Origin of the sequence: Algoriphagus sediminis, from assembly GCF_030403435.1 — a bacterium.
Lineage (GTDB): Bacteria > Bacteroidota > Bacteroidia > Cytophagales > Cyclobacteriaceae > Algoriphagus > Algoriphagus sediminis.
This window is the reverse complement of sequence record NZ_JAUEPH010000003.1, coordinates 307058-326562: the sequence shown is the minus strand read 5'-3', so window position 1 is coordinate 326562 and position 19505 is coordinate 307058. Positions and strand designations below refer to the sequence as shown.

Annotated in this window: 16 protein-coding genes; 11 read left to right on the top strand and 5 right to left on the bottom strand. The window is 41.4% G+C overall.

The window, feature by feature from the left end; genetic code table 11:
* Positions 1-23 precede the first annotated feature (23 nt).
* Positions 24-989 carry an alkaline phosphatase family protein gene (locus QVH07_RS07955; protein ID WP_289999633.1) on the bottom strand — a complete coding sequence of 322 codons (966 nt, stop codon included), beginning with the start codon at positions 987-989 and terminating at the stop codon, positions 24-26.
* Positions 990-1089: 100 nt separating this feature from the next.
* Complete coding sequence (locus tag QVH07_RS07950; protein ID WP_289999632.1) at positions 1090-2424, bottom strand: glucuronyl esterase domain-containing protein; 1335 nt, start codon at positions 2422-2424, stop codon at positions 1090-1092.
* Between the two features lie 281 nt (positions 2425-2705).
* Between QVH07_RS07950 and QVH07_RS07945 the strand changes: the two genes are divergently transcribed.
* Complete coding sequence (locus QVH07_RS07945) at positions 2706-3797, top strand: serine hydrolase domain-containing protein (RefSeq protein ID WP_289999631.1); 1092 nt, start codon at positions 2706-2708, stop codon at positions 3795-3797.
* Here QVH07_RS07945 and QVH07_RS07940 read toward each other — a convergent pair.
* From QVH07_RS07940 to pnuC, 3 genes are read right to left on the bottom strand one after another with little or no spacing between them, the layout of a single operon-like run.
* A complete protein-coding gene (locus QVH07_RS07940) occupies positions 3790-5352 on the bottom strand; it encodes an arylsulfatase (protein ID WP_289999630.1) in 1563 nt (520 codons plus the stop codon). The two genes, QVH07_RS07945 and QVH07_RS07940, sit on opposite strands and share 8 nt — an antisense overlap.
* Entirely contained in the window at positions 5349-5873 is a 525-nt protein-coding gene (locus tag QVH07_RS07935) for an AAA family ATPase (RefSeq protein ID WP_289999629.1), read from the bottom strand. Before QVH07_RS07935 ends, QVH07_RS07940 begins: the two co-directional genes overlap by 4 nt.
* Positions 5839-6477, bottom strand: a complete 639-nt coding sequence (gene pnuC, locus QVH07_RS07930; protein ID WP_289999628.1) for a nicotinamide riboside transporter PnuC — start codon at positions 6475-6477, stop codon at positions 5839-5841. Before pnuC ends, QVH07_RS07935 begins: the two co-directional genes overlap by 35 nt.
* Positions 6478-6572: 95 nt before the next feature.
* On the opposite strand from pnuC, the gene uvrA reads away from it, so the two are divergent.
* From uvrA to QVH07_RS07880, 10 genes are all read left to right on the top strand, one after another.
* Positions 6573-9389, top strand: coding sequence for an excinuclease ABC subunit UvrA (uvrA, locus tag QVH07_RS07925; RefSeq protein ID WP_289999627.1), 2817 nt, complete (start codon positions 6573-6575; stop codon positions 9387-9389).
* A gap of 43 nt (positions 9390-9432) precedes the next feature.
* On the top strand, positions 9433-10206 hold the full coding sequence (locus QVH07_RS07920) for a LytTR family DNA-binding domain-containing protein (protein ID WP_289999626.1): 774 nt from the start codon (positions 9433-9435) through the stop codon (positions 10204-10206).
* A gap of 80 nt (positions 10207-10286) precedes the next feature.
* Complete coding sequence (locus tag QVH07_RS07915; RefSeq protein ID WP_289999625.1) at positions 10287-11447, top strand: serine hydrolase domain-containing protein; 1161 nt, start codon at positions 10287-10289, stop codon at positions 11445-11447.
* A gap of 4 nt (positions 11448-11451) precedes the next feature.
* Positions 11452-12174, top strand: a complete 723-nt coding sequence (locus QVH07_RS07910) for a hypothetical protein (protein ID WP_289999624.1) — start codon at positions 11452-11454, stop codon at positions 12172-12174.
* Between the two features lie 135 nt (positions 12175-12309).
* Positions 12310-13029, top strand: a complete 720-nt coding sequence (locus QVH07_RS07905) for a DUF6624 domain-containing protein (RefSeq protein WP_289999623.1) — start codon at positions 12310-12312, stop codon at positions 13027-13029.
* Positions 13026-13973 (top strand): hypothetical protein, encoded by a 948-nt coding sequence (locus QVH07_RS07900; protein ID WP_289999622.1) that lies wholly within the window; start codon positions 13026-13028, stop codon positions 13971-13973. Before QVH07_RS07905 ends, QVH07_RS07900 begins: the two co-directional genes overlap by 4 nt.
* Before the next feature lie 111 nt (positions 13974-14084).
* Positions 14085-16616, top strand: coding sequence for a M14 family metallopeptidase (locus QVH07_RS07895; RefSeq protein WP_289999621.1), 2532 nt, complete (start codon positions 14085-14087; stop codon positions 16614-16616).
* A gap of 76 nt (positions 16617-16692) precedes the next feature.
* Positions 16693-17118 (top strand): cupin domain-containing protein, encoded by a 426-nt coding sequence (locus QVH07_RS07890; protein ID WP_289999620.1) that lies wholly within the window; start codon positions 16693-16695, stop codon positions 17116-17118.
* The gene (locus QVH07_RS07885) at positions 17115-17816 is read left to right on the top strand and encodes an SH3 domain-containing protein (RefSeq protein WP_289999619.1); all 702 of its coding nucleotides are present in this window, start codon (positions 17115-17117) and stop codon (positions 17814-17816) included. The genes QVH07_RS07890 and QVH07_RS07885 overlap by 4 nt, the downstream gene beginning before the upstream one ends.
* Before the next feature lie 38 nt (positions 17817-17854).
* A complete protein-coding gene (locus tag QVH07_RS07880; protein WP_289999618.1) occupies positions 17855-19456 on the top strand; it encodes a GMC family oxidoreductase in 1602 nt (533 codons plus the stop codon).
* The last annotated feature ends 49 nt before the right edge of the window (positions 19457-19505 follow it).

Sequence of the window (19505 nt, the reverse complement as noted above, 5' to 3'; positions counted from 1 at the left end):
GCTCTGGTCATTAGGCCAGAGCTTTATTTTTTCAATATCAGGCTAGCTCCATCCCAATTTTCCTGCTGTTCATCCGGGACAGGAATTTCCAAAAACTCAATAATTGTAGGCAAGATATCAACCATGGAAGCCTTCCCTGAAAAAAATCGCTCGTTCAGGTTTTTAGCATTGCTGATCATCCAAATCTCCCTTTCGGAATCACTTTGACCACCATGATCCTTGAACTCGGGAGCCTTTCGACCATGATCGGTAGTGATCCAAATCAACCATTCCTCTCCATAATTTTCTTCTCGAAACCGAACAGCCTCCCAAATTCTTCCTACCTGCATATCTGCCAATTCTATGGCTGAAGTAAGTTCGCCGCTTTTCCCATAGCGATGTCCTACCGCATCCGTGAACTCCAAATAGATCCAAGAGAGGTCAGGAGCTTGGGTTTTGAGCGAATGAGCAGCTTCAAAAGACACCAAATTATCAATATCACGGAGGTAAGTTTTTTCCGTATCATGGGGAAAACGAGCCGTATCTTTTTCAAACCCATCAAATACAATATCCAGCTTTAAATACCCGGTCTCCGCCTTTCTCTCACCAAGCAACTTGGTTCTATTGTCTTCCCAAGTTGAAAAAATGGCCAGTTTGGACGCCGGTCTTGCTTCCCGCATCAGGCGAAAAACAGACCAATAACCATAGTTGGGTGATTCGATAGCATTGCCCCAGACATTATGTTTATTGGCCCAAGTACCAGTAAGCAATGAATTATACCCTACAGCTGAGATAGTGGGCGTTTCTGATTCCCCTCCTTTTTCTCCTCCGGTAAATGCCCTTGCATAGCCTCCAACTTTTGATATTTCATCTAAATTGGGTGTATTAATCCTTTCCAGTTCTGGTGCAGGAATTCCATCTAAAATGATAAAAACGACCTTTCTTTCCTGAGAAAGGCTTAGGAATGGAAATAGAAAAATTAAAAGAAGTAACCAGCTCTGACGTAGCATAAATTCAACTATTGTGTTTTAAAATTCACTATTACCACTTCAAATTTTCGGATGACTGATCCAATTATTAGCGTCTTATTTTCGATTTTTCTTGAATCAATCAATGGAGATATTTTCTTGCCCATTCAATGAAAAAAGGCCAATTGGGACCTACTGTATGACCGCCTTCATGCTGACGAAAAGCTAAATCACCTCTATCCAAAAAGGTCTGTATCGTAGGAAATTGGGAAGTCGAAAGTGGGTTTTTGCCTAGCAGCTCATAAACGGGATCTGCTAAAACCATCGCTTCAAACATCCCTTTGGCATCAATCCACTGACCCTCCACCTCGGGTGAACCTACAGAAATAAAAACAGGTCTTGGTGCACAAAGCGCAATCAATTCATGGGCATCTACAGGAAGATCAGTCGGTGTCAAAGGTCCAGCGTATTTGATGAAATTTGGAGCAAACCAATGATACTCTCCTGAACTCGCAAGATTTTCTACTTGCTCCCCAAAAGTTCTCCTCAAGAGTTTTGCTCCTCCTGCTCCAGATGATCCAATCAGTCCAACTGCAAATCGATCATCATAAGCCATTGTCACCAATGCGGCCTTTCCATAGCGAGATAAGCCCTCAATGACTACTTTTTGAGCATCCACCTTTGGATCGGTTTCTAATAAATCCAGAGCTCGACTTTCACCCCAAGCCCATGCTTTTAGCGTACCCCAATCATCCAAATCACGTGGTTCGCCTTTATTGATCAGACCTATTATTCCCGATCGAAGTCCTGCCCCATGATCAGCTTGATAGCTATTTGGGATAAGGATCCCAAAACCCCAGCCTTCCTTCAAAACCTGTTCTTGCCAACTTGGCCCCGGCGGGCTCGGTGGTCTGCGCATCCCTTTAGGCCACTTCCAACCAAACTCCATTACTAGAGGAACGGAGCTAGCCGCACTTTTTGGGATGGCATATTCGAAATCGATCGAGACAGAGATTTCTGGAAATTCAGAATTATCCACCATACCTTCCATTTTTCTGTAGCTAGTCTCTATTCCCCCGATCAGTGTATCTTTCTCCCAAAGCAATTCCCAACTCAAATCTGGTAGTTTTTGAGGAGTTCGTCCATAAATTTCCTTGTCAAAAAGTTCTATCAGTTCAACCCTTCTTTTCTCCCAATCAGGTTTATTTTTTACTGTTTCTCCATCTTCAAAAATTAATGGATCCGGAACAGTTTCATAGGTATTTGCTTTGCTTTCATCGGAGTTAGCCGCATTTAGAGCTGAGGGATCGCCAGACGGGCCAGGTCGAAGTGATTCGATTCCTAATCGTTCCATCATGAGCTGATGATCCTGTCGAGTTAGTGCTTGGATTGAATCACGAGACAAGCCAGAATTCTGAGAAATAGTCAGATTGGGAATAAAAAAAATGAGACCTAGGATTAAAGGTTTAAGGTTCATGCAAATAGACTTTGAGGAATCTGAATCTACATTTTTTACAGTGAAAAAAATATAATTACTTTATATCCCTCTGCATGTTTTTGGGATATAATCAGGACTAGGTTTAGAGGCACCTATCCTACTTGGAGTAGAATAACCATGGTTAAAACTCGTTGTAATTTCTATCAAATCCTTTCTAAACAGACAAAAAAAATTAGAATACCTTTTAAGGATTATTGAAAGTTTAGGAGGCTTGATTAACTCCAAAATTTGTATCTTTTTCAATCCCAGACTAAATACTTATGATCGCCAAGCTGAAGTTTTCCTTTTTCTTATTTCTTCTCTCTCTTTGCACTATTTCTATCACTTCAGCTCAAGTGGAAGAGATCCTGCAAACTTTTGAATCAGCTGCTAATAAAGGATTTTCAGGAGTAATTTTAGTCGCTGACCAAGGCGAGGTCATTTATGAAAATGCGGTTGGATACAGGAATTATGAAGATCAAGTTCCTCTTAAGTCGGATGATATTTTCGAATTAGCATCCATATCGAAGCAATTCACCTCCATGCTGATCATGATGTGCGAGGAGAAAGGCCTTTTGGATTATGATGATCCTCTATCAAAGTTTATCGACATACCCTATCCAGATATTACTATCCGCCAACTTTTAACGCATACCTCAGGACTCCCCGATTATCAGGCAATCATGGATGAGCATTGGGATAAGGATAAGGTTGCCGGAAATCCGGAGATTTTGGAGTACCTCCGGGAATATGCTCCACCAAAGCTTTTTGAACCCGGAGAAAAATATGAGTACAGCAACACGGGTTATGTGATGCTTGGCAGCATTGTGGAAAAAGTGACCGGTGAGGACTTTGTTCAGCTCTCGAGAAAATGGATTTTTGAGCCATTAGGAATGAACAACACTGATTTACGTAGTCTGGAAGCCAAGGCCGCTGTGGATAACTTTGCTGCAGGACATCTAAAAAATGAAAACGGAGTCTATGTGAATGCGAATAATTTTAAATCTTCGGACTACACCATCTGGTTGGGAAATAGGAAAGGACCGGGAAGAGTGAGTAGCAACGTTCAGGATTTATTGATTTGGGATCAGGCTTTGTACAGTTCAAAACTAGTAAGTGAGAAGACTCTCGACGAGGCCTTCAGTCCTCAAGTTTTAACTGATGGTTCTGAAAGTATGTATGGTTTTGGTTGGGGTCTGGACTTCGAAACCCATCCAGGTAAAGTGGTCCTTCACACTGGAAGCAACCCAGGCTATAAAAACATAATCGTTAGAAACATCGATCAGAATAAGACCATTATCATTTTAAACAATAATGCTCATCCAGCCATGGGAGAACTTGTGAAAGATTTAAGATCAATTTTTTTCAATTAGATTGTTCTCCACTCAATTTATCCCCTAAGGCTTCCATTTTAAAGCGATCTATTGGAGATTCGATATGCTCTTTGATGAAAATCTCCTCCATTTTAGCAACTATATCGGGGTTTTCAGAAGCAAGGTCATTCCGTTCGAGAATATCAGTACTGAGATCATAAAGCTCGATGTTCAAATTACCATCGCTTTTGATATTCTGTCTTACAGCTTTCCATTTCCCCATTCTAATGGCCTGTTGACCACCATATTCAGGATACTCCCAATAAAGATATTCGTGAGTATCCTGTTCTTTTCCCAACAAGGTTGGAAGAATGCTTTTCCCATCGGTTTGCTCTGGCACCTCCACATCAATCAGCTCACAAAATGTGGGCATCATATCATAAAAGATGGATATATGATCAGAGCTCGAGCCTTCTTCTATTGTCCCTGGCCAGCTGGCCACCATGGGTACTCGGACTCCTCCCTCATAAACCGAGCCTTTGGTTCTCCCACGTCCATTCGTAAATGGTGCGGAGCTTTCAAAGTAATCAAAATCGACTCCTCCGGTAAATGTGGGTCCATTATCGCTAGTAAATATGATCAGTGTGTTCTCCAAAAGACCCAGATCTTCTAGCTTTTTCCGCACTTCTCCCACATGCTGATCTAATCGTGAGATCATAGCGGCATAAGTAGCTCTTGGGTATCGATTCGGAAAATAGCCCATATTTCCATCATAATACTCCTCTTCTCCAAACTCTTCACGGTATTCCTCCACCAGTTCTTCCGGAGCCTGAATAGGTAAATGAGGCAGCGGTGAAGCATAGTAAAGGAAAAATGGTTTGTCCTTATTCTCCTCAATGAAACCAAGTGCCTTCGCATGCATCATATCTGGAGCATAATCCGATTGGGTGTACTTTGCGTAACTCTCCGGGTCATTTGGGTCAGCCAAAGAATCAAGCTTGGTTCCCGGTACAATCACCTCATTGTTCAAGGGGACTTTCGTTTCATTTTCCCACATATGAGGTGGATATAGGTTGTGTGCCTGACGTTGGCAATTGTAACCATAGAAATAATCGAACCCAAGATTATTTGGTATGCCCTCACTTAATGGCGCTCCCAAACCCCACTTCCCCACAAGTCCAGTGGCATACCCTTCTCCTTGAAGAATCTTTGCTATGGTCAAAGTTTTTTCGGGTAATGGCCTTTGGCCTTCCAGATTTGGATCTTCAGCAGCTTTGGCATAATTCCAAACCTCTCCCCGATGTCCCCATTCATCATTTCCGCGAATGTAGGTATGACCACCATGCATTCCAGTCAAAAAAATCGATCTGGCAGGTGCACAGACAGGAGCTCCGGTATAATGATTTGTGAAAATCATTCCAGAGGCTGCCAAAGCATCAATGTTCGGTGTTTTTATTTTGCTTTGACCTTGATAGCCCACCTCTCCGTATCCTAGGTCATCGGCTAAGATGTAAACAATGTTGGGTCTTGATTCGGTAGGTTGGTCATTTGGCTGAGAACAGCCAAAGAGTATAGAGATACAAAAAAGACCAAATAGTGAACGGGTTACTTTCAAGTTAAATGCAGTTTTATGTTAGAAATAGCATCGCCAAGGCGGTCTTTCCTTTCACCCGAAATAATGGCAAATGGAATTCCGCTTTCTTCGACTAATTTAAGATAGCGATTAAATAAAGTTTTTCTCATTTTAGGATCAGGATGCTCTCTCAATGGGTCTTCCTCCCAGGGAAGGTCAATATTGCATAAGAAAATCAAATCATAATCCCGACGCTTCATTTCTTCAAGTATCCATGGGGCAGTCTTCCCAAACTTTACCTCAGACCAAATGTGGATAACTCTTAAATCTGTATCGCAAAACAGATACTTATCTGCCTCCTCGGCAAGTTGATCTTCAGACTCGATCTGACCCTTAGCGATTGTGGATAAGTCTTCAAAAACGTACTCTCGATTCAAATTAAGTAGATACTCTCTTGCAAACTCCGGAACCCAAGGCTCGGAAAAGCATGTGGATAAATCCTTACAGAGCGTACTCTTCCCTGTTGACTCAGGTCCCAGAATAAGTACTCTCTTCGGATTCATAATTCTTTGCTGATTTAATCCATGCTATTAAACCCAAAGTAGCCAAAACCGTAAAAAATAAGAACTGAAATGAAGTTAGAATAAGTCCCTTGTAAAAATAAAGAGGCACTGAAACCAGATCGGTGATAATCCAGGCTATCCAGTTTTCAACTTTCTTTTTGGCCATAAGCCACATTCCCACAAAGGCTGAAGAAGTTGTAAATGAATCCCAATAGGGAACGTCCGAATCTGTAAAATTGCTTAGAACAAAAGATAAAACTCCATAAGAAACGACAAAAATTACTCCGGCCACTAACCAGCCTTTGGGCTTAAGCCAAGTGACAGGAAGAACGGTTTGATTTTCCTTTGGATGCGTCCAAACATACCAGCCATAAATGGACATGCTGAAATAGTAGGCATTGATCCCCATGTCTGCATAAAGCTTATACTGAAGACAAATCCAAACATAAATTAAGGTTGAGATGATACCCGTAGGATAAACCAAAATCTTCTCGCGCATGGAGTAAAAGACAGAGGCAATTCCAAAAACTACCGCCACCGCTTCTAGCCAGGTCATAGCTTTAAGGCCCTCGGTGAATCCATCCAGTAGAAATTGAAAATCCATTCTGCGAAGAAACAATTAAAAAATGAAAGTCTTTTAATACCCATCTTCCAACTTTTCGTGGACTTGAAGGGTTCCTTTCTTAACTTTACCAACTTATGGCCACCAGTACCCTTCCCAACAAAACAGACATTGACTCCCTGGACCCTAAGGAGTTTATTATCATTAAAAACGCACAGGTAAATAATCTCAAAAACCTTAGCGTTGCCATTCCCAGAAACCAATTTGTGGTAGTTACCGGCTTATCAGGTTCGGGAAAATCCTCCCTAGCATTTGATACCCTTTTTGCCGAAGGCCAGAGAATGTACGTAGAAAGCCTAAGCTCCTATGCCCGGCAATTCCTCGGGAGAATGGAAAAGCCTGAAGTGGAATACATAAAAGGTGTGGCACCAGCGATCGCTATTCAGCAAAAAGTCAATACAAAAAATCCCCGGTCTACCGTTGGGACCACCACTGAAATCTACGACTATCTCAAACTTCTTTTCTCGCGGGTTGGGAAAACCTATTCGCCGATTTCCGGAAATGAAGTCAAGCACCACACCGTGTCAGACATTGTGGATTATGTGCAAAGCTTCGATGAAGGGACCAAAGTAATGATCTCCTGCCCCTTACAAATTCAGGACGGGAGGGATATTTCTAAAGAATTAGACTTGCTGCTGCAAAAGGGCTACACGAGAATTTTAATAGATTCTGATGTCCACTTTGTAGAAGATCTTTTGCAGGAAAAAGAAGTTCCTCAGGGACATTATGAGATTTTGATTGACCGGGCATCCGTAAGAAAAGATGATGAAGATAATCAGTTTAGGATAGCCGATTCAGTACAGACCGCACTTTTTGAAGGGCATGGATACATGAAAATCACTATCCCAGAAGTCGAGGAGAAGACTTTCTCTGATCGCTTCGAATTGGATGATATGGTTTTCGAAATCCCCACGGTAAACTTCTTCTCATTTAACAATCCCTATGGTGCATGTAAAACCTGCGAAGGTTTTGGAAGTGTTTTGGGAATCGATCCTGATCTGGTATTTCCTAATAAGGACATGTCCGTGTATGAAGGTGCCATCGCCCCTTGGCGAGGTGAATCTTCCAGGTCATGGCTTGAGCCACTACTGAAAAAGGGAATTGAATTTGATTTTCCTATTCATAGAGCATATGAAGACCTGAATGATGATCAGAAGGAATTGCTTTGGACGGGTAATAAATACTTCAAAGGACTGGATGCCTTTTTCAAAAATCTCGAAACCAAAACCCATAAAATTCAGTATCGCGTGATGCTTTCACGATTTCGGGGAAGAACCGTTTGCCCGGATTGTAAAGGAACCCGCTTAAGGAAGGATGCATCCTACGTGAAAATAGCCGGGAAGTCGATCATAGATTTGGTTTTGTTACCCATTGATGAAGCATTGGATTTTTTCAAAACTCTTGATCTACCCCAGCATCAAGCGAAAATTGCCAACCGGCTTTTGAAGGAAATCGTGAGTCGTCTGGAATTTATGGATGAGGTTGGTCTTGGCTATTTGACCTTAAACAGGTTGACAAATACACTCTCAGGAGGTGAATATCAACGAATCAAGCTGGCCACTTCTTTGGGCTCGGCCCTGGTAGGCTCCATGTATATTCTGGATGAACCCAGTATAGGTCTTCATCCCAGAGATACAGATCGATTGGTTGGAGTTCTGAAATCCTTGAAAGATATGGGTAATACCGTGATCGTGGTGGAGCATGAGGAAAAGGTGATGAAGTCTGCAGATCAAATTATCGATATCGGTCCGGATGCAGGTTCAAATGGTGGAGAAATGCTTTTCCAGGGTCCAATTGAAGAGCTAATAAGTACTGGCCAAACTTATACTGCCAAATATCTTCGTGGTGAAGAGCAAGTCTTTCAGAAGAAAGGCAATAGAAAGTGGAAAGATTCCATCACGGTCAAAGGTGCCCGAGAACATAATCTGAAAAACATTGATGTGACTTTTCCCCTGAATACTTTGACTACCGTGACGGGGGTATCAGGTTCTGGAAAATCTACTTTGATCCGAAAGGTTCTTTATCCTGCTTTAGGCAAAAGACTGGGAACGGTGATCGATGAAAGTGGGAAATACGATAAAATCGAAGGGGACTATAAAAAGGTAAGCCAGATCGAATTCGTCGATCAAAACCCAATTGGGAAATCTTCCAGATCCAATCCGGTGACTTACGTCAAAGCTTATGACGCCATCCGCTCGCTTTACGCGGATCAGCCTGTTTCTAAGCAAAGGGGCTATAAACCGGCTTTCTTTTCCTTTAATGTGGATGGAGGTCGATGTGAGAATTGCGCGGGAGAAGGAACCACCACAGTAGAAATGCAATTCATGGCAGACATTCATCTCACCTGTGAATCCTGCAAAGGAAAACGATTCAAAAATGAAATTCTAGACGTAAAATATAAGGACAAGGACATCTCAGAAATTCTTGATCTGACGGTAGATGAAGCGATTGACTTTTTTGAGGGCAAAAACCAGATTGTGAACCGATTGAAACCCTTGCAGGAAGTGGGCTTGGGATACATTGGAATGGGTCAAAGCTCAAATACGCTTTCTGGTGGGGAAGCACAGCGAGTAAAACTAGCTTCATTTTTAGGAAAGGGCGGATCGAAATCCGGAGACCATATCTTGTTTATTTTCGATGAACCTACGACTGGACTACATTTCCACGACATTAAAAAGCTTCTTCATTCAATCAATGCCCTAATCGAACAAGGCCATTCGGTAATAATTATCGAGCACAATACCGAAGTAATTAAATCTTCCGACTGGGTAATCGATCTCGGACCAGAAGGAGGCCATAAAGGCGGATATCTCACCTTTTCAGGAACACCAGAGGATTTGGCTAAAGAGGAAGATAATTATACTGCGAAGTATTTAAAGGAGGCTTTTGTATAAATTCTTCCCTTGCTGAGCAACAATAATATTCTTTTATTTAGCTGTGAGTCCGGCATACAGAAAATACTTAAACTCAAAACGATTCAAATGGATCATCACCCTAGTTTCGGGACTTTTTCTGTTTTACATCCTATATGTTTTTAATGCCTATCAAATCCAAACAGGAATCTCTTTTTCAGGTCATACTCTCTTAGCGAGAGCATTTTGGTTCGGTCTGGCCAACTCCCTATGTTTTGCGATTTTTGAATTTGGCTTAAGCCGATACATCCAGAGAAGAACATGGGCCCATCAAACTATTTGGCTCCTGATTGAGCTAATATTTGCCGCACACGTCACCTTCCTTGTTTTCAATATTTTTTGGAATTGGACCGAGATGTACTGGGACTCTTACTTCCTGATGATGAGGGAATGTTTTGCCATGATGATCACCCCAGTGGTAATTTCCTATGGAATCGGTTTTATTCCGGGAAGGCAAAAATCTATTCCTCAAGATTTGATTTCTCTGGCTTCAGAAAACGGAAAGGACCTGATCAAACTTAGGATCGAGGATCTTCTTTTTATCAAATCTGCAGGTAATTATGTCGAAGTTTTCATCAAGCATGGGGAAGAAACAAAAAAGCAACTTTTACGAAACAGCTTAAAATCACTTGAAGAAAATGAAACCCTAAGGCCCCTTTTAGTACGATCCCATCGGAGTTATCTGGTAAATCCTGTCAATGTGGCACGAGTTATCCAGTCCAAAGGGAAAATGGAGCTTGAGTTAAAATCCATAGTCATTCCAGTATCTTCTAAATACGAATCTAACTTTCTGGATTAATTCGTCACGTATTTAAGAATTTCATCCCAAAGTGGCTTTATTCGCTTGGAATGCCTGATTCTATTTCGAATTTGGCATCAATGAAAAATCAGAATCTCATTTACATCTGGAGTTTATCAATCCTTTTTTCCATTGGATTTAGCTCTTGCACCCGGTCCATCCAGGAGCCTGAAAGAATTTCTTCATTAATAAGAATAGACTCCCTTCTGCAGACAAAGGCAGATGCAGATTTATTCCATGGCTCTGTCTTTATCCAGGATCCCGCAGGAAACCAATTTCAGAAGGCTTATGGTATTGCCCGTCGAGACTGGAATATCCCTAATGAAACAACTACGGTATTTGATATTGCTTCTGTGAACAAATCCTTGATCTCTGGTCTGATTATGATTGCGGAGGAAGAAGGAAAGTTGAAAACTACGGATCGGCTGGTTGATCTTTTAGAAAGTTTTGAACTGAAGTATTCAGGAAATTACTCAAGTGATATAACTCTTCATCACATGATGAGTCATAGTTCAGGGCTTCCGGATTATGATGCGGTCGGAGAAGAACTCTCCGCAGATGAATTCAGAAAATTTAAGCGCTTGCACTTCACTAATGGAGAGTATGTAGATTTTATCAGTAATCTACCTGTCCGGGGTCAGCCAAATGAATCGGTTTATTACAGCAATTTCCCTTACCATCTTTTGGCCATTCTCCTGGAAGAAAGCTATTCCCTGCCATTTGAGCAGATTTTAGAGGAAAAACTAACTGGCCCTCTGGGGATGACACAAACATATGCAAGCTCATCGAATCAGGTAAGTATTCAAAATCTGGCGGTGGGTTATTCATATGATGAGGACAGAAAGCAATGGCTCGCCAATAACTTTATTGATTTAACCCTTGGGAGAAGAATCTTTAGTACGGCAAGAGATATTGGCATTTGGGCTCAGGAAATGAGTGAGGGAAAAGTCCTATCTCAGGAGTCCCTGGAAAAGATGAAATCCAACCACCTATCAGACATCACACAGGATTTAGGCTATGGTTATGGTTGGGTGACCTTTGGAAAAGGTGATAATTATGGAATGGGTGATCTCGGCATAGATGAACCATATATCATCCACGGAGGAAGTACTGAAGGATTTAGAGCGATGGCAATCAACATCAATGAGGGAGACTATATCATATCTTTCCTCACCAATTCTGGATGGCGGACCAATGAAATGGAACTAGCAAAAAATATTGTAAACAATTTAATTGACTAACACTATGAAATTAAAGATTAATGTAGCCCTATTTGCGTTATGGAGCATCTTTTCCTTACCAACTTACGCACAAGATATCACAGGGCTTTGGGAGGTAATAAATGTTCAGGTGGGCGAAGAAGAGATGACCCCAATAGCAAGATGGACCAGAATAAACGAAAACGGGACTTTTGAATCTGGAAATGGTTGGCTGAAAAGTTCATTTGGAACTTATGATTATAATGAAGCCGAAAAGAGTTTTTTACCAACAGAAACTGAAGGGCTTCAGCTTGAATCAGAATTTGGAGCCTTTAAGGTTGAGGTTATGGATGAAGAGATGATTTGGAAGCGGGAAGAAAATGGTGAGCCAGTAACGGTATTGCTTTCAAGAATCGATGAATTACCAAAGGCTCCTGCGGATAAAATAATCGGCTTGTGGATGCTTACTCATATAAAGGATAGCGGTGCGAGTGATACTAGAGCAATAGAGGAGAATGAACTAAAAATGTTTCTCATACGCTGGGACCGAATTTACCGAGAAATGTCTATGGCTGAAGGACGAAAAACTGGTTACTGGCATATGAATGCACACAGACCTCAAGTCACCATGCTACCACATACGGAAGGAGACCCTGCTGAATCCTGGGCTTTGGCCTTTTCACCAGGAAAGCTTACTCTTACCGGAATTTCGGATTCAAACAGAGATATTGAAATGATTTTTGCCAGACAAAATAAATTCCCTGATTGAAAACCTTAACCATTTAACCACCAATCTCATCTGAGCTCAGGTCTTACGACTTGAGCTTCTTTTTTTAAAAGCCTTAAACATAATGAATGATATAAATTCATTTATTTAGGTTTTAATTAATCTATCCCAATTCCAATGAAAAGAGGTTTCCTGTTATTCCTAAGTATCTTTTCTATTCAAAATCTCTTTGCGCAAGCAAATCTGGATTCTTCTCTAATCAGAGAACTAGAAGAAATGGTCAAAATTGATCAGTTAGCCGCCTCAAATGCTCAGCCGCCGAAGGAGTTCTCCTCTCTTTCTCAGTCTGAATGGGAGTCCAAGAAGGACAGTATCTTTCGGGCGAATCAAGAAAAAGCTTCTAAAATTTTGGAGGAGGTTGGATACCCAGGTTTTGATAAGGTAGGACAAGTTGGGGAAAGGAATTTTTGGTTAATCGTACAGCATTCAGATTTCAATCTTGCCTTTCAGGAAGAAGTTCTTGATTTGATGCATGAAGAGGTGTTGGAAGGAAATGCAAGCCCAAGCAATTATGCGCTCCTAACTGATCGGGTAAGGATGAATAAAGGTGAGAAATTAGTCTACGGAACACAGGTCAATTACAACTTTATCACCGGGGAGGCCTTCTCCTTACCAACGGAAGACCCAGAAAACCTTAATGCTCGTAGGGCTGAAATGGGACTTGAACCAATCGAGGATTACCTCGCGGAAATGACGGAAATGCATATGGAGATGAATTCTATGATCGGCGGAATAACGAATGCAGCTCTGGTTCTCTTTTCCGTTTTAATGCTCGTCTTAGTGGTAATGATGTATTTTTTCACCAGAGGAAAAAAGCCTGAAACCCAAGCTCTGTGAAGCAAATCATAGCATATTTAAAGAAGTATTGGCAAGCTCACTTTCATGTATGGTTTTATGCCAGTACTGCTCTATTTCTTGCGCTCGCAATTTTCCTGAATTATAAGTACAATTTCGAAAATGGATTTATAGATTCTCTGTACAAGCAATGGATCCAACTCCCTCTTTTTGGAGGATTCACCATGTTTCCGTTCCTCGCTATTTGTGGGTTTCTTTACATTTTTAACATCAATCGTACCTGGGTTAAATCAAGAGAGTTTTGGCTACTTTTTCTTCTGGGTACTCTGGCCATGGGTTTTCAACGCTCCTTTTTCCTTCACTATTATATTATAGACACTCTGGAGCCGGCGGATAGACTTTTCGTCAGAAGGATTCTCTGGTATATCAGACCGTTTTTCACCACTTTAATTCCCCTTCTAATTTTTTATCGCTTTTACGAAAAAAAGCGGGATCCTGAGAAAAGTTGGTACGGTTTAAAAGTTAAGGACACAGATTTTACTCCCTATTTTCTTTTGATCGGGATAGTTTTTATTGGGATAGGATTTGCCTCATTTTTAGGGGATTTGACGCGATACTATCCTCGTTTTGATAAGTCTGGAGGTGAAATATTTGCGGTAGTTCATGAGCTGCCTGAATGGTTTACGGTAGCTGTATTCGAACTTTTTTATGGACTGAATTTTCTGAATGTAGAATTTTTATTTCGAGGGTTTTTGGTGATTGCATTTACGCGTGTATTAGGCGGACATGCCGTGTTGGCAATGGTAGGATCTTATGTTTTTTTACATTTTGGTAAGCCTATGACGGAATGTATTTCCTCTGCATTCGGCGGTTATATTATTGGCGTTTTAGCTTTTTACTCTAAAAGAATCTGGGGTGGAGTGGCTCTGCACGTCGCTTTGGCTTGGAGTATGGAATTTTTTGCCTGGTTGCAAAAAATCAATTGATGCGAAGAATATTGAAGAGAATGATCCGAAGATAAATTCCACACTTTTCCACATTTGGTTTTCTCTATCTTGATTTTCACTTTAACTTCGGGACTTCTTCGATAGAAAATCATGAAAAAACTTCTCACCACCAGCCTTTTGGCCTTTTCACTGGTCATTTCGGCTTTCGCCCAAATCCAAACTCCTGAACAATTTCTTGGCTATAAGCCAGGAGATAGATTCACTCCTCACCACAGAATGATTGATTATTTCGAGCATGTGGCTGAGAATAACCCTAATGTCATCCTTCAGCAATATGGAGAGACCAATGAAAAAAGACCTTTGATCATTGCCATTCTTTCCAGTGCAGAAAATATGGGTAACCTTGAAGAGATTAGAACTGACAACCTGAGAAGAGCAGGTCTTATAGAAGGGGATCCAGTTCATTCTATTCCTGTAAACTGGATGTCTTTTAATGTTCATGGAAATGAATCCGTAGGGATGGAAGCGGCAATTTCAGCCTTCCATACTTTAGCTGATCCGAACAATGAAACCTCCCAGGAATGGCTTAAAAATCAAGTCGTTATTATCGATCCTGCTATAAATCCTGACGGAAGAGATCGATATGCCATGTGGTACAATCAAAAAATGAACACCACACTTCAGCCGGACCTTCAGTCTGTAGAACATAATGAACCATGGCCAGGAGGAAGAGCTAACCACTATCTATTTGATTTGAATAGAGATTGGGCTTGGCAGGTACAGGTAGAATCACAGGCAAGGTTAAAGGTCTATCAAGAATGGATGCCTCAGCTACACCTAGACTTCCATGAACAAGGAATTAATTCGCCTTTCTACATGGCTCCTGCAGCTGAACCTTTACACGAGCAGCTTACTGAATGGCAACATGAATTCCAGGATATTTTTGGAAAAAATACAGCTAAGTATTTTGATGAAAAGGGGAGATTCTATTTTACGAAAGAAAGATTCGATCTGCTTTATCCATCCTATGGAGACACGTACCCTATGTTCAATGGAGCCATAGGAATGACCATCGAACAGGGAGGTAGTGGACGAGCGGGTCTTGCCGGCTTCAATGCCGTAGGTGATACAGTGACTCTTAGCTACAGAATTGAAGGTCACTATACTGCTGCTATGTCAGCCACGGAAGTCACCAGTCAGCATGCCGAAAAATTACTTGAGGAGTTTGCAAATTTCTATGAGAGCAACTCATCTAATCCTAAAGGGCAATACAAAAGCTTTGTGATCAAAGGTGAGGATAACCCTGCGCAGTTAGCGAAGCTTCTAGAATTGCTGGATAAAAATGGTATCCAATATGGAACTGCTGGGAAAAAATCCGGATTAAGAGGATGGTCTTATCAAAGTGGACAATCTGAGTCCTTTTCTACTTCGGAGGAGGATGTGATAGTTTCGGCTTACCAGCCAAAGTCTGTGCTGGCACAGGTATTATTTGAGCCAAGTCCTCAACTGAACGATAGTATCACCTATGACATTACTAGTTGGGCCTTACCTTATGCTTATGGACTTGAAGCTTATGCATCCGAAAGCCGAATAGAGCCTGCAGGAGAATATCAGGCACCCGAATTTATTCAAAATCAGGCAGGAACTACTCCTGTGGCCTACATTGCTGAATGGCAAGGAACAAGAGCAGCATCATTTCTTGCCTCACTCCTGGACCAAGGTGTCAGAGTAAAATATCCTGAATATCCATTCACTACGGAAGGAAAAAGTTTTCCTGCGGGGACTTTATTGATAACCAAGGGTGGAAATGAATATGTAAAAGATTTTGACCGTGTGGTTACAGAGACCGCTAATAAATTCCAGATCGAACTCGCTACCACCATGACCGGATATATGGAATCAGGTAAAGACTTTGGTTCACCTACTATCCGGGTCATTGAAGCACCTAAGGTAGCTTTGGTGGGAGGAGCAGGAACCAGTTCTCTTGGATATGGAGAATTATGGCATTTCTTTGAAAAGGATCTGAATTACCCATTGGTGAATCTGGAACTTGAAAACATGGCCAGATATGACCTTAGTGATTATGATGTTCTCATTATGCCTTCTTTATGGGGGGGAGGAATAAATGATAGAGTGAAGGCCAATGTAATGGACTGGGTAAGAGATGGAGGAAGATTGATCGCAATAGATGGTTCAGTGGACCTTTTCGCCAATGAAGAAGGTTTTGAATTAAAAACCTTCGATACCGAAGAAGATGAGAAGGCCGCAGAAGAGATGGCCGACAGTGTGAGGGTGGCTGAAAGATTAGAGCCCTATATTGATGGGGAGAGATTAGCTATTTCCGGCGGAGTGACTGGAGCAATATATGAGGTAGAGATGGATGAAACACATCCTTTGGGTTACGGTACAGGAGGTAAATTCTACACATTGAAGAATAATTCAAACAGTTATGCCTACATGAACAATGGAGTGAACGCGGGAAGAATTCTTTCCACTGATTCATACAGAACGGGATATGTGGGTGTCAAGATCAAAGAAAGAATGGGTGAATCTCTGGCCATAGGTAGTGAGAGAAAAGGCCGCGGTCATATTATTTATTTTGTGGATAATCCCATCTTCCGAGGATTCTGGGAATCAGGTAAAATGGTATTGAGCAACGCTATCTTCATGGTAGGTCAATAAGACAAAACGCCTACAAAATCAGAAACCAGTCAAGTCTCTTGGCTGGTTTTTTGTTTCTTGGGAGGAAAAGCTGAAAATGAGCAAATACTTTTTTGGAATAATCGCCCTTCTACTTTTCTCTTGTGCAGAGTCAAATAAATCCATTGATGAAATCCAAATAGAAACTTTGGTGGAAAGCTCCCTCAGCTGGAATGGAGATAGCCTCCCTCCTTACCCAGACGGAATACCAAAGGTTACCATTCTAAAAGTAAGCATCCCACCAGGTGCCAATCTTAAAATGCACAAACATCTAGTAATTAATGCAGGTGTTTTAATCAAAGGAGAACTGACAGTAATAAGTGAAAGAGGAAATACCTTAAAAATGAAAAAGGGAGACCCAATCATCGAACTGGTCAATACCTTCCACTTTGGGATGAATGAAGGAAAAGAAACTGCTGAAATAGTGGTGGTATATGCAGGAGATTTAGAAACTCCAATAACTGTTGCTAAACTAGAAGAATGATTAAGGTACTTGCCACATTCATACTCACTCTTTCCATAACAATTGGTTTCTCTCAAACGCGAACAGAATATCATGTGATTAACGTCTTGGGGGCAAATATTCACTCTGACCAAGATTTCAATTCACAAATCGTTGGAAAGTACAACAGCGGTAAGGCGATTAAATACTTCGAAGAGGAATTGCCAGAAAAAGTGGAGAAAAAAGTAAATTCAATTTTGACCTTGAAAGGCTACTGGATCAAAATAATGATGGAGGACTTCGGTTGGGGCTATATTTTCTCTTCAGATCTATCAAAAACTCCCACATCAAATTTGACGGAATACGAAAATCAAGACGGTCTCCATCTATTCGGAAAGAAATTAAGCAGCAAGAAGTTTACTGAACCCCACTCCTTTGAATCTGGCACTTATTATTCAGAGGAAACTGAAATATATTTTGAAAACGCCTTTTTTACCGAGAGTTTTTTTGATGGATGCTGGACATGGAAATACGAATTGAAAGATTTTACATTATCAGAAGCCTACCATCAAGTTCTACAACTGACCTCCATTTTTCGTGATGAAAAAATCGAAACCCCAAGGATTATTTCCGGTCAAGGAAACACATGGTTTTTTTCAGATATTGACGCAAGTCAAGAAATAAAACTAGAAGACCTAGGCCAAGGACAATACAAGATCAGTTTCTCCTCCTGCACCTAATTTTTCATTAGATTAAGGCCTGTTATCACCCCGATTTCATGCCCAAATACGACTACATCATTGTTGGTGCTGGCTCCGCTGGTTGCGTGCTGGCTAATAGGCTTTCTGCAGACCCAGCGAATTCTGTCCTCCTTTTAGAGGCAGGAGGCCCGGATAAAAAACTCGAAATAAAAATCCCGGGAGGGTATCCCAAGCTCCATAAATCGGAAGTAGATTGGGGTTTTTGGTCCGAACCTCAGGAGCACCTGGATGGAAGAAGATTATATCTACCCCGAGGCAAAACCTTAGGGGGTAGCTCCTCCACGAACGCCATGGCTTATGTGAGAGGAAACCGGAAGGATTATGATCACTGGGCAGAACTGGGGAATAAAGGGTGGGATTATAATTCCTTGCTACCCTACTTCAAAAAGTCTGAGCACAATGAGAATTTTCAAGATGAGTTTCATGGCCAAAATGGACCATTGAATATTACTTTCTTAAAAGAACAGCGAACCCCTTTTGGAAATGCCTTCGTCAAAGCTTGTGAGGAAGTTGGAATTCCAAAGACAGGGGATTACAATGGAGAATCACAGCTGGGAGCCAGTTTGCTCCAGTTCTCTATGAAAAATGGGTTCAGGCATAGCACCGCAACAGCTTTCCTCAAACCCATAATTTCAAGACCAAATCTTGAAGTTCGCACCCATGCCCAAGTCAGCAAAATCTTAATTAAAAATGATGCCGCCGAAGGAGTAGAATACTTCACTAAAAAAGGAAAGGAAAAGGTCTACGCTACTAAGGAAGTCATACTGAGTGCAGGCTCATTTCAATCACCGCAGCTTCTAATGCTTTCGGGTATTGGTGACCCAAATGAGTTGGAATATGTGGGTATCCAAACAAAGAAGGCCCTCCCCGGTGTCGGTAAAAATCTACAAGACCATTTATTTTTTCCTTGTACAGCTGCAAGCAAACAACAAAACGGCTTAAATCACGAGCTTTCACTTTTCAATCAACTGATTGGAACCATTCAGATTCTAACCACCAGAAAAGGAGCACTAACCGCAGGACCACTTGAGGCAACGGCCTTTTTCGATACCCGAGGAGGAAACGAAGTAGACTTTCAACTTCATTTTGTCCCTTTACAAACAGGAGAAGACTATTCCTTGGATTTTTATGATATCGATACTTTCCCGAGAAGAGACGGGTTCACTATCCTTCCTAGTTTGATTCAGCCAAAGAGCGTCGGATTTTTGAAACTTCAAAGCAAAGATCCCAGAGCAACTCCTTTGATCCAACCTAATTTCCTATCTCATCCGGATGACTGGAAGACCATGATCCGGGGTACTAGAATAACTATAGACGTTTTAAGATCGGATGCCTTTGGCCCGTACCGTGAAAGGGTTCTTTCTCCTCTGGACGAGTCCGATGAGGGCATCATTCAGCACATTAAGAAATCTGTTGAAACCATTTATCATCCTGTAGGCACCTGCAAAATGGGACAGGATGAAATGGCGGTGGTGGACGATGAACTTAGAGTTCAAGGAATTGGGAAACTTCGGGTGATAGATGCGTCCATTATGCCGAGAATCGTTTCAGGAAATACCAATGCTGCATCCATCATGATTGGGGAAAAAGGTGCAGATTTAATATTAAAGGGTTCATAAAATAAGCTGTGGCCTTTGGCAGTGCATTTTCTATCTTTAGTTTCTTTTA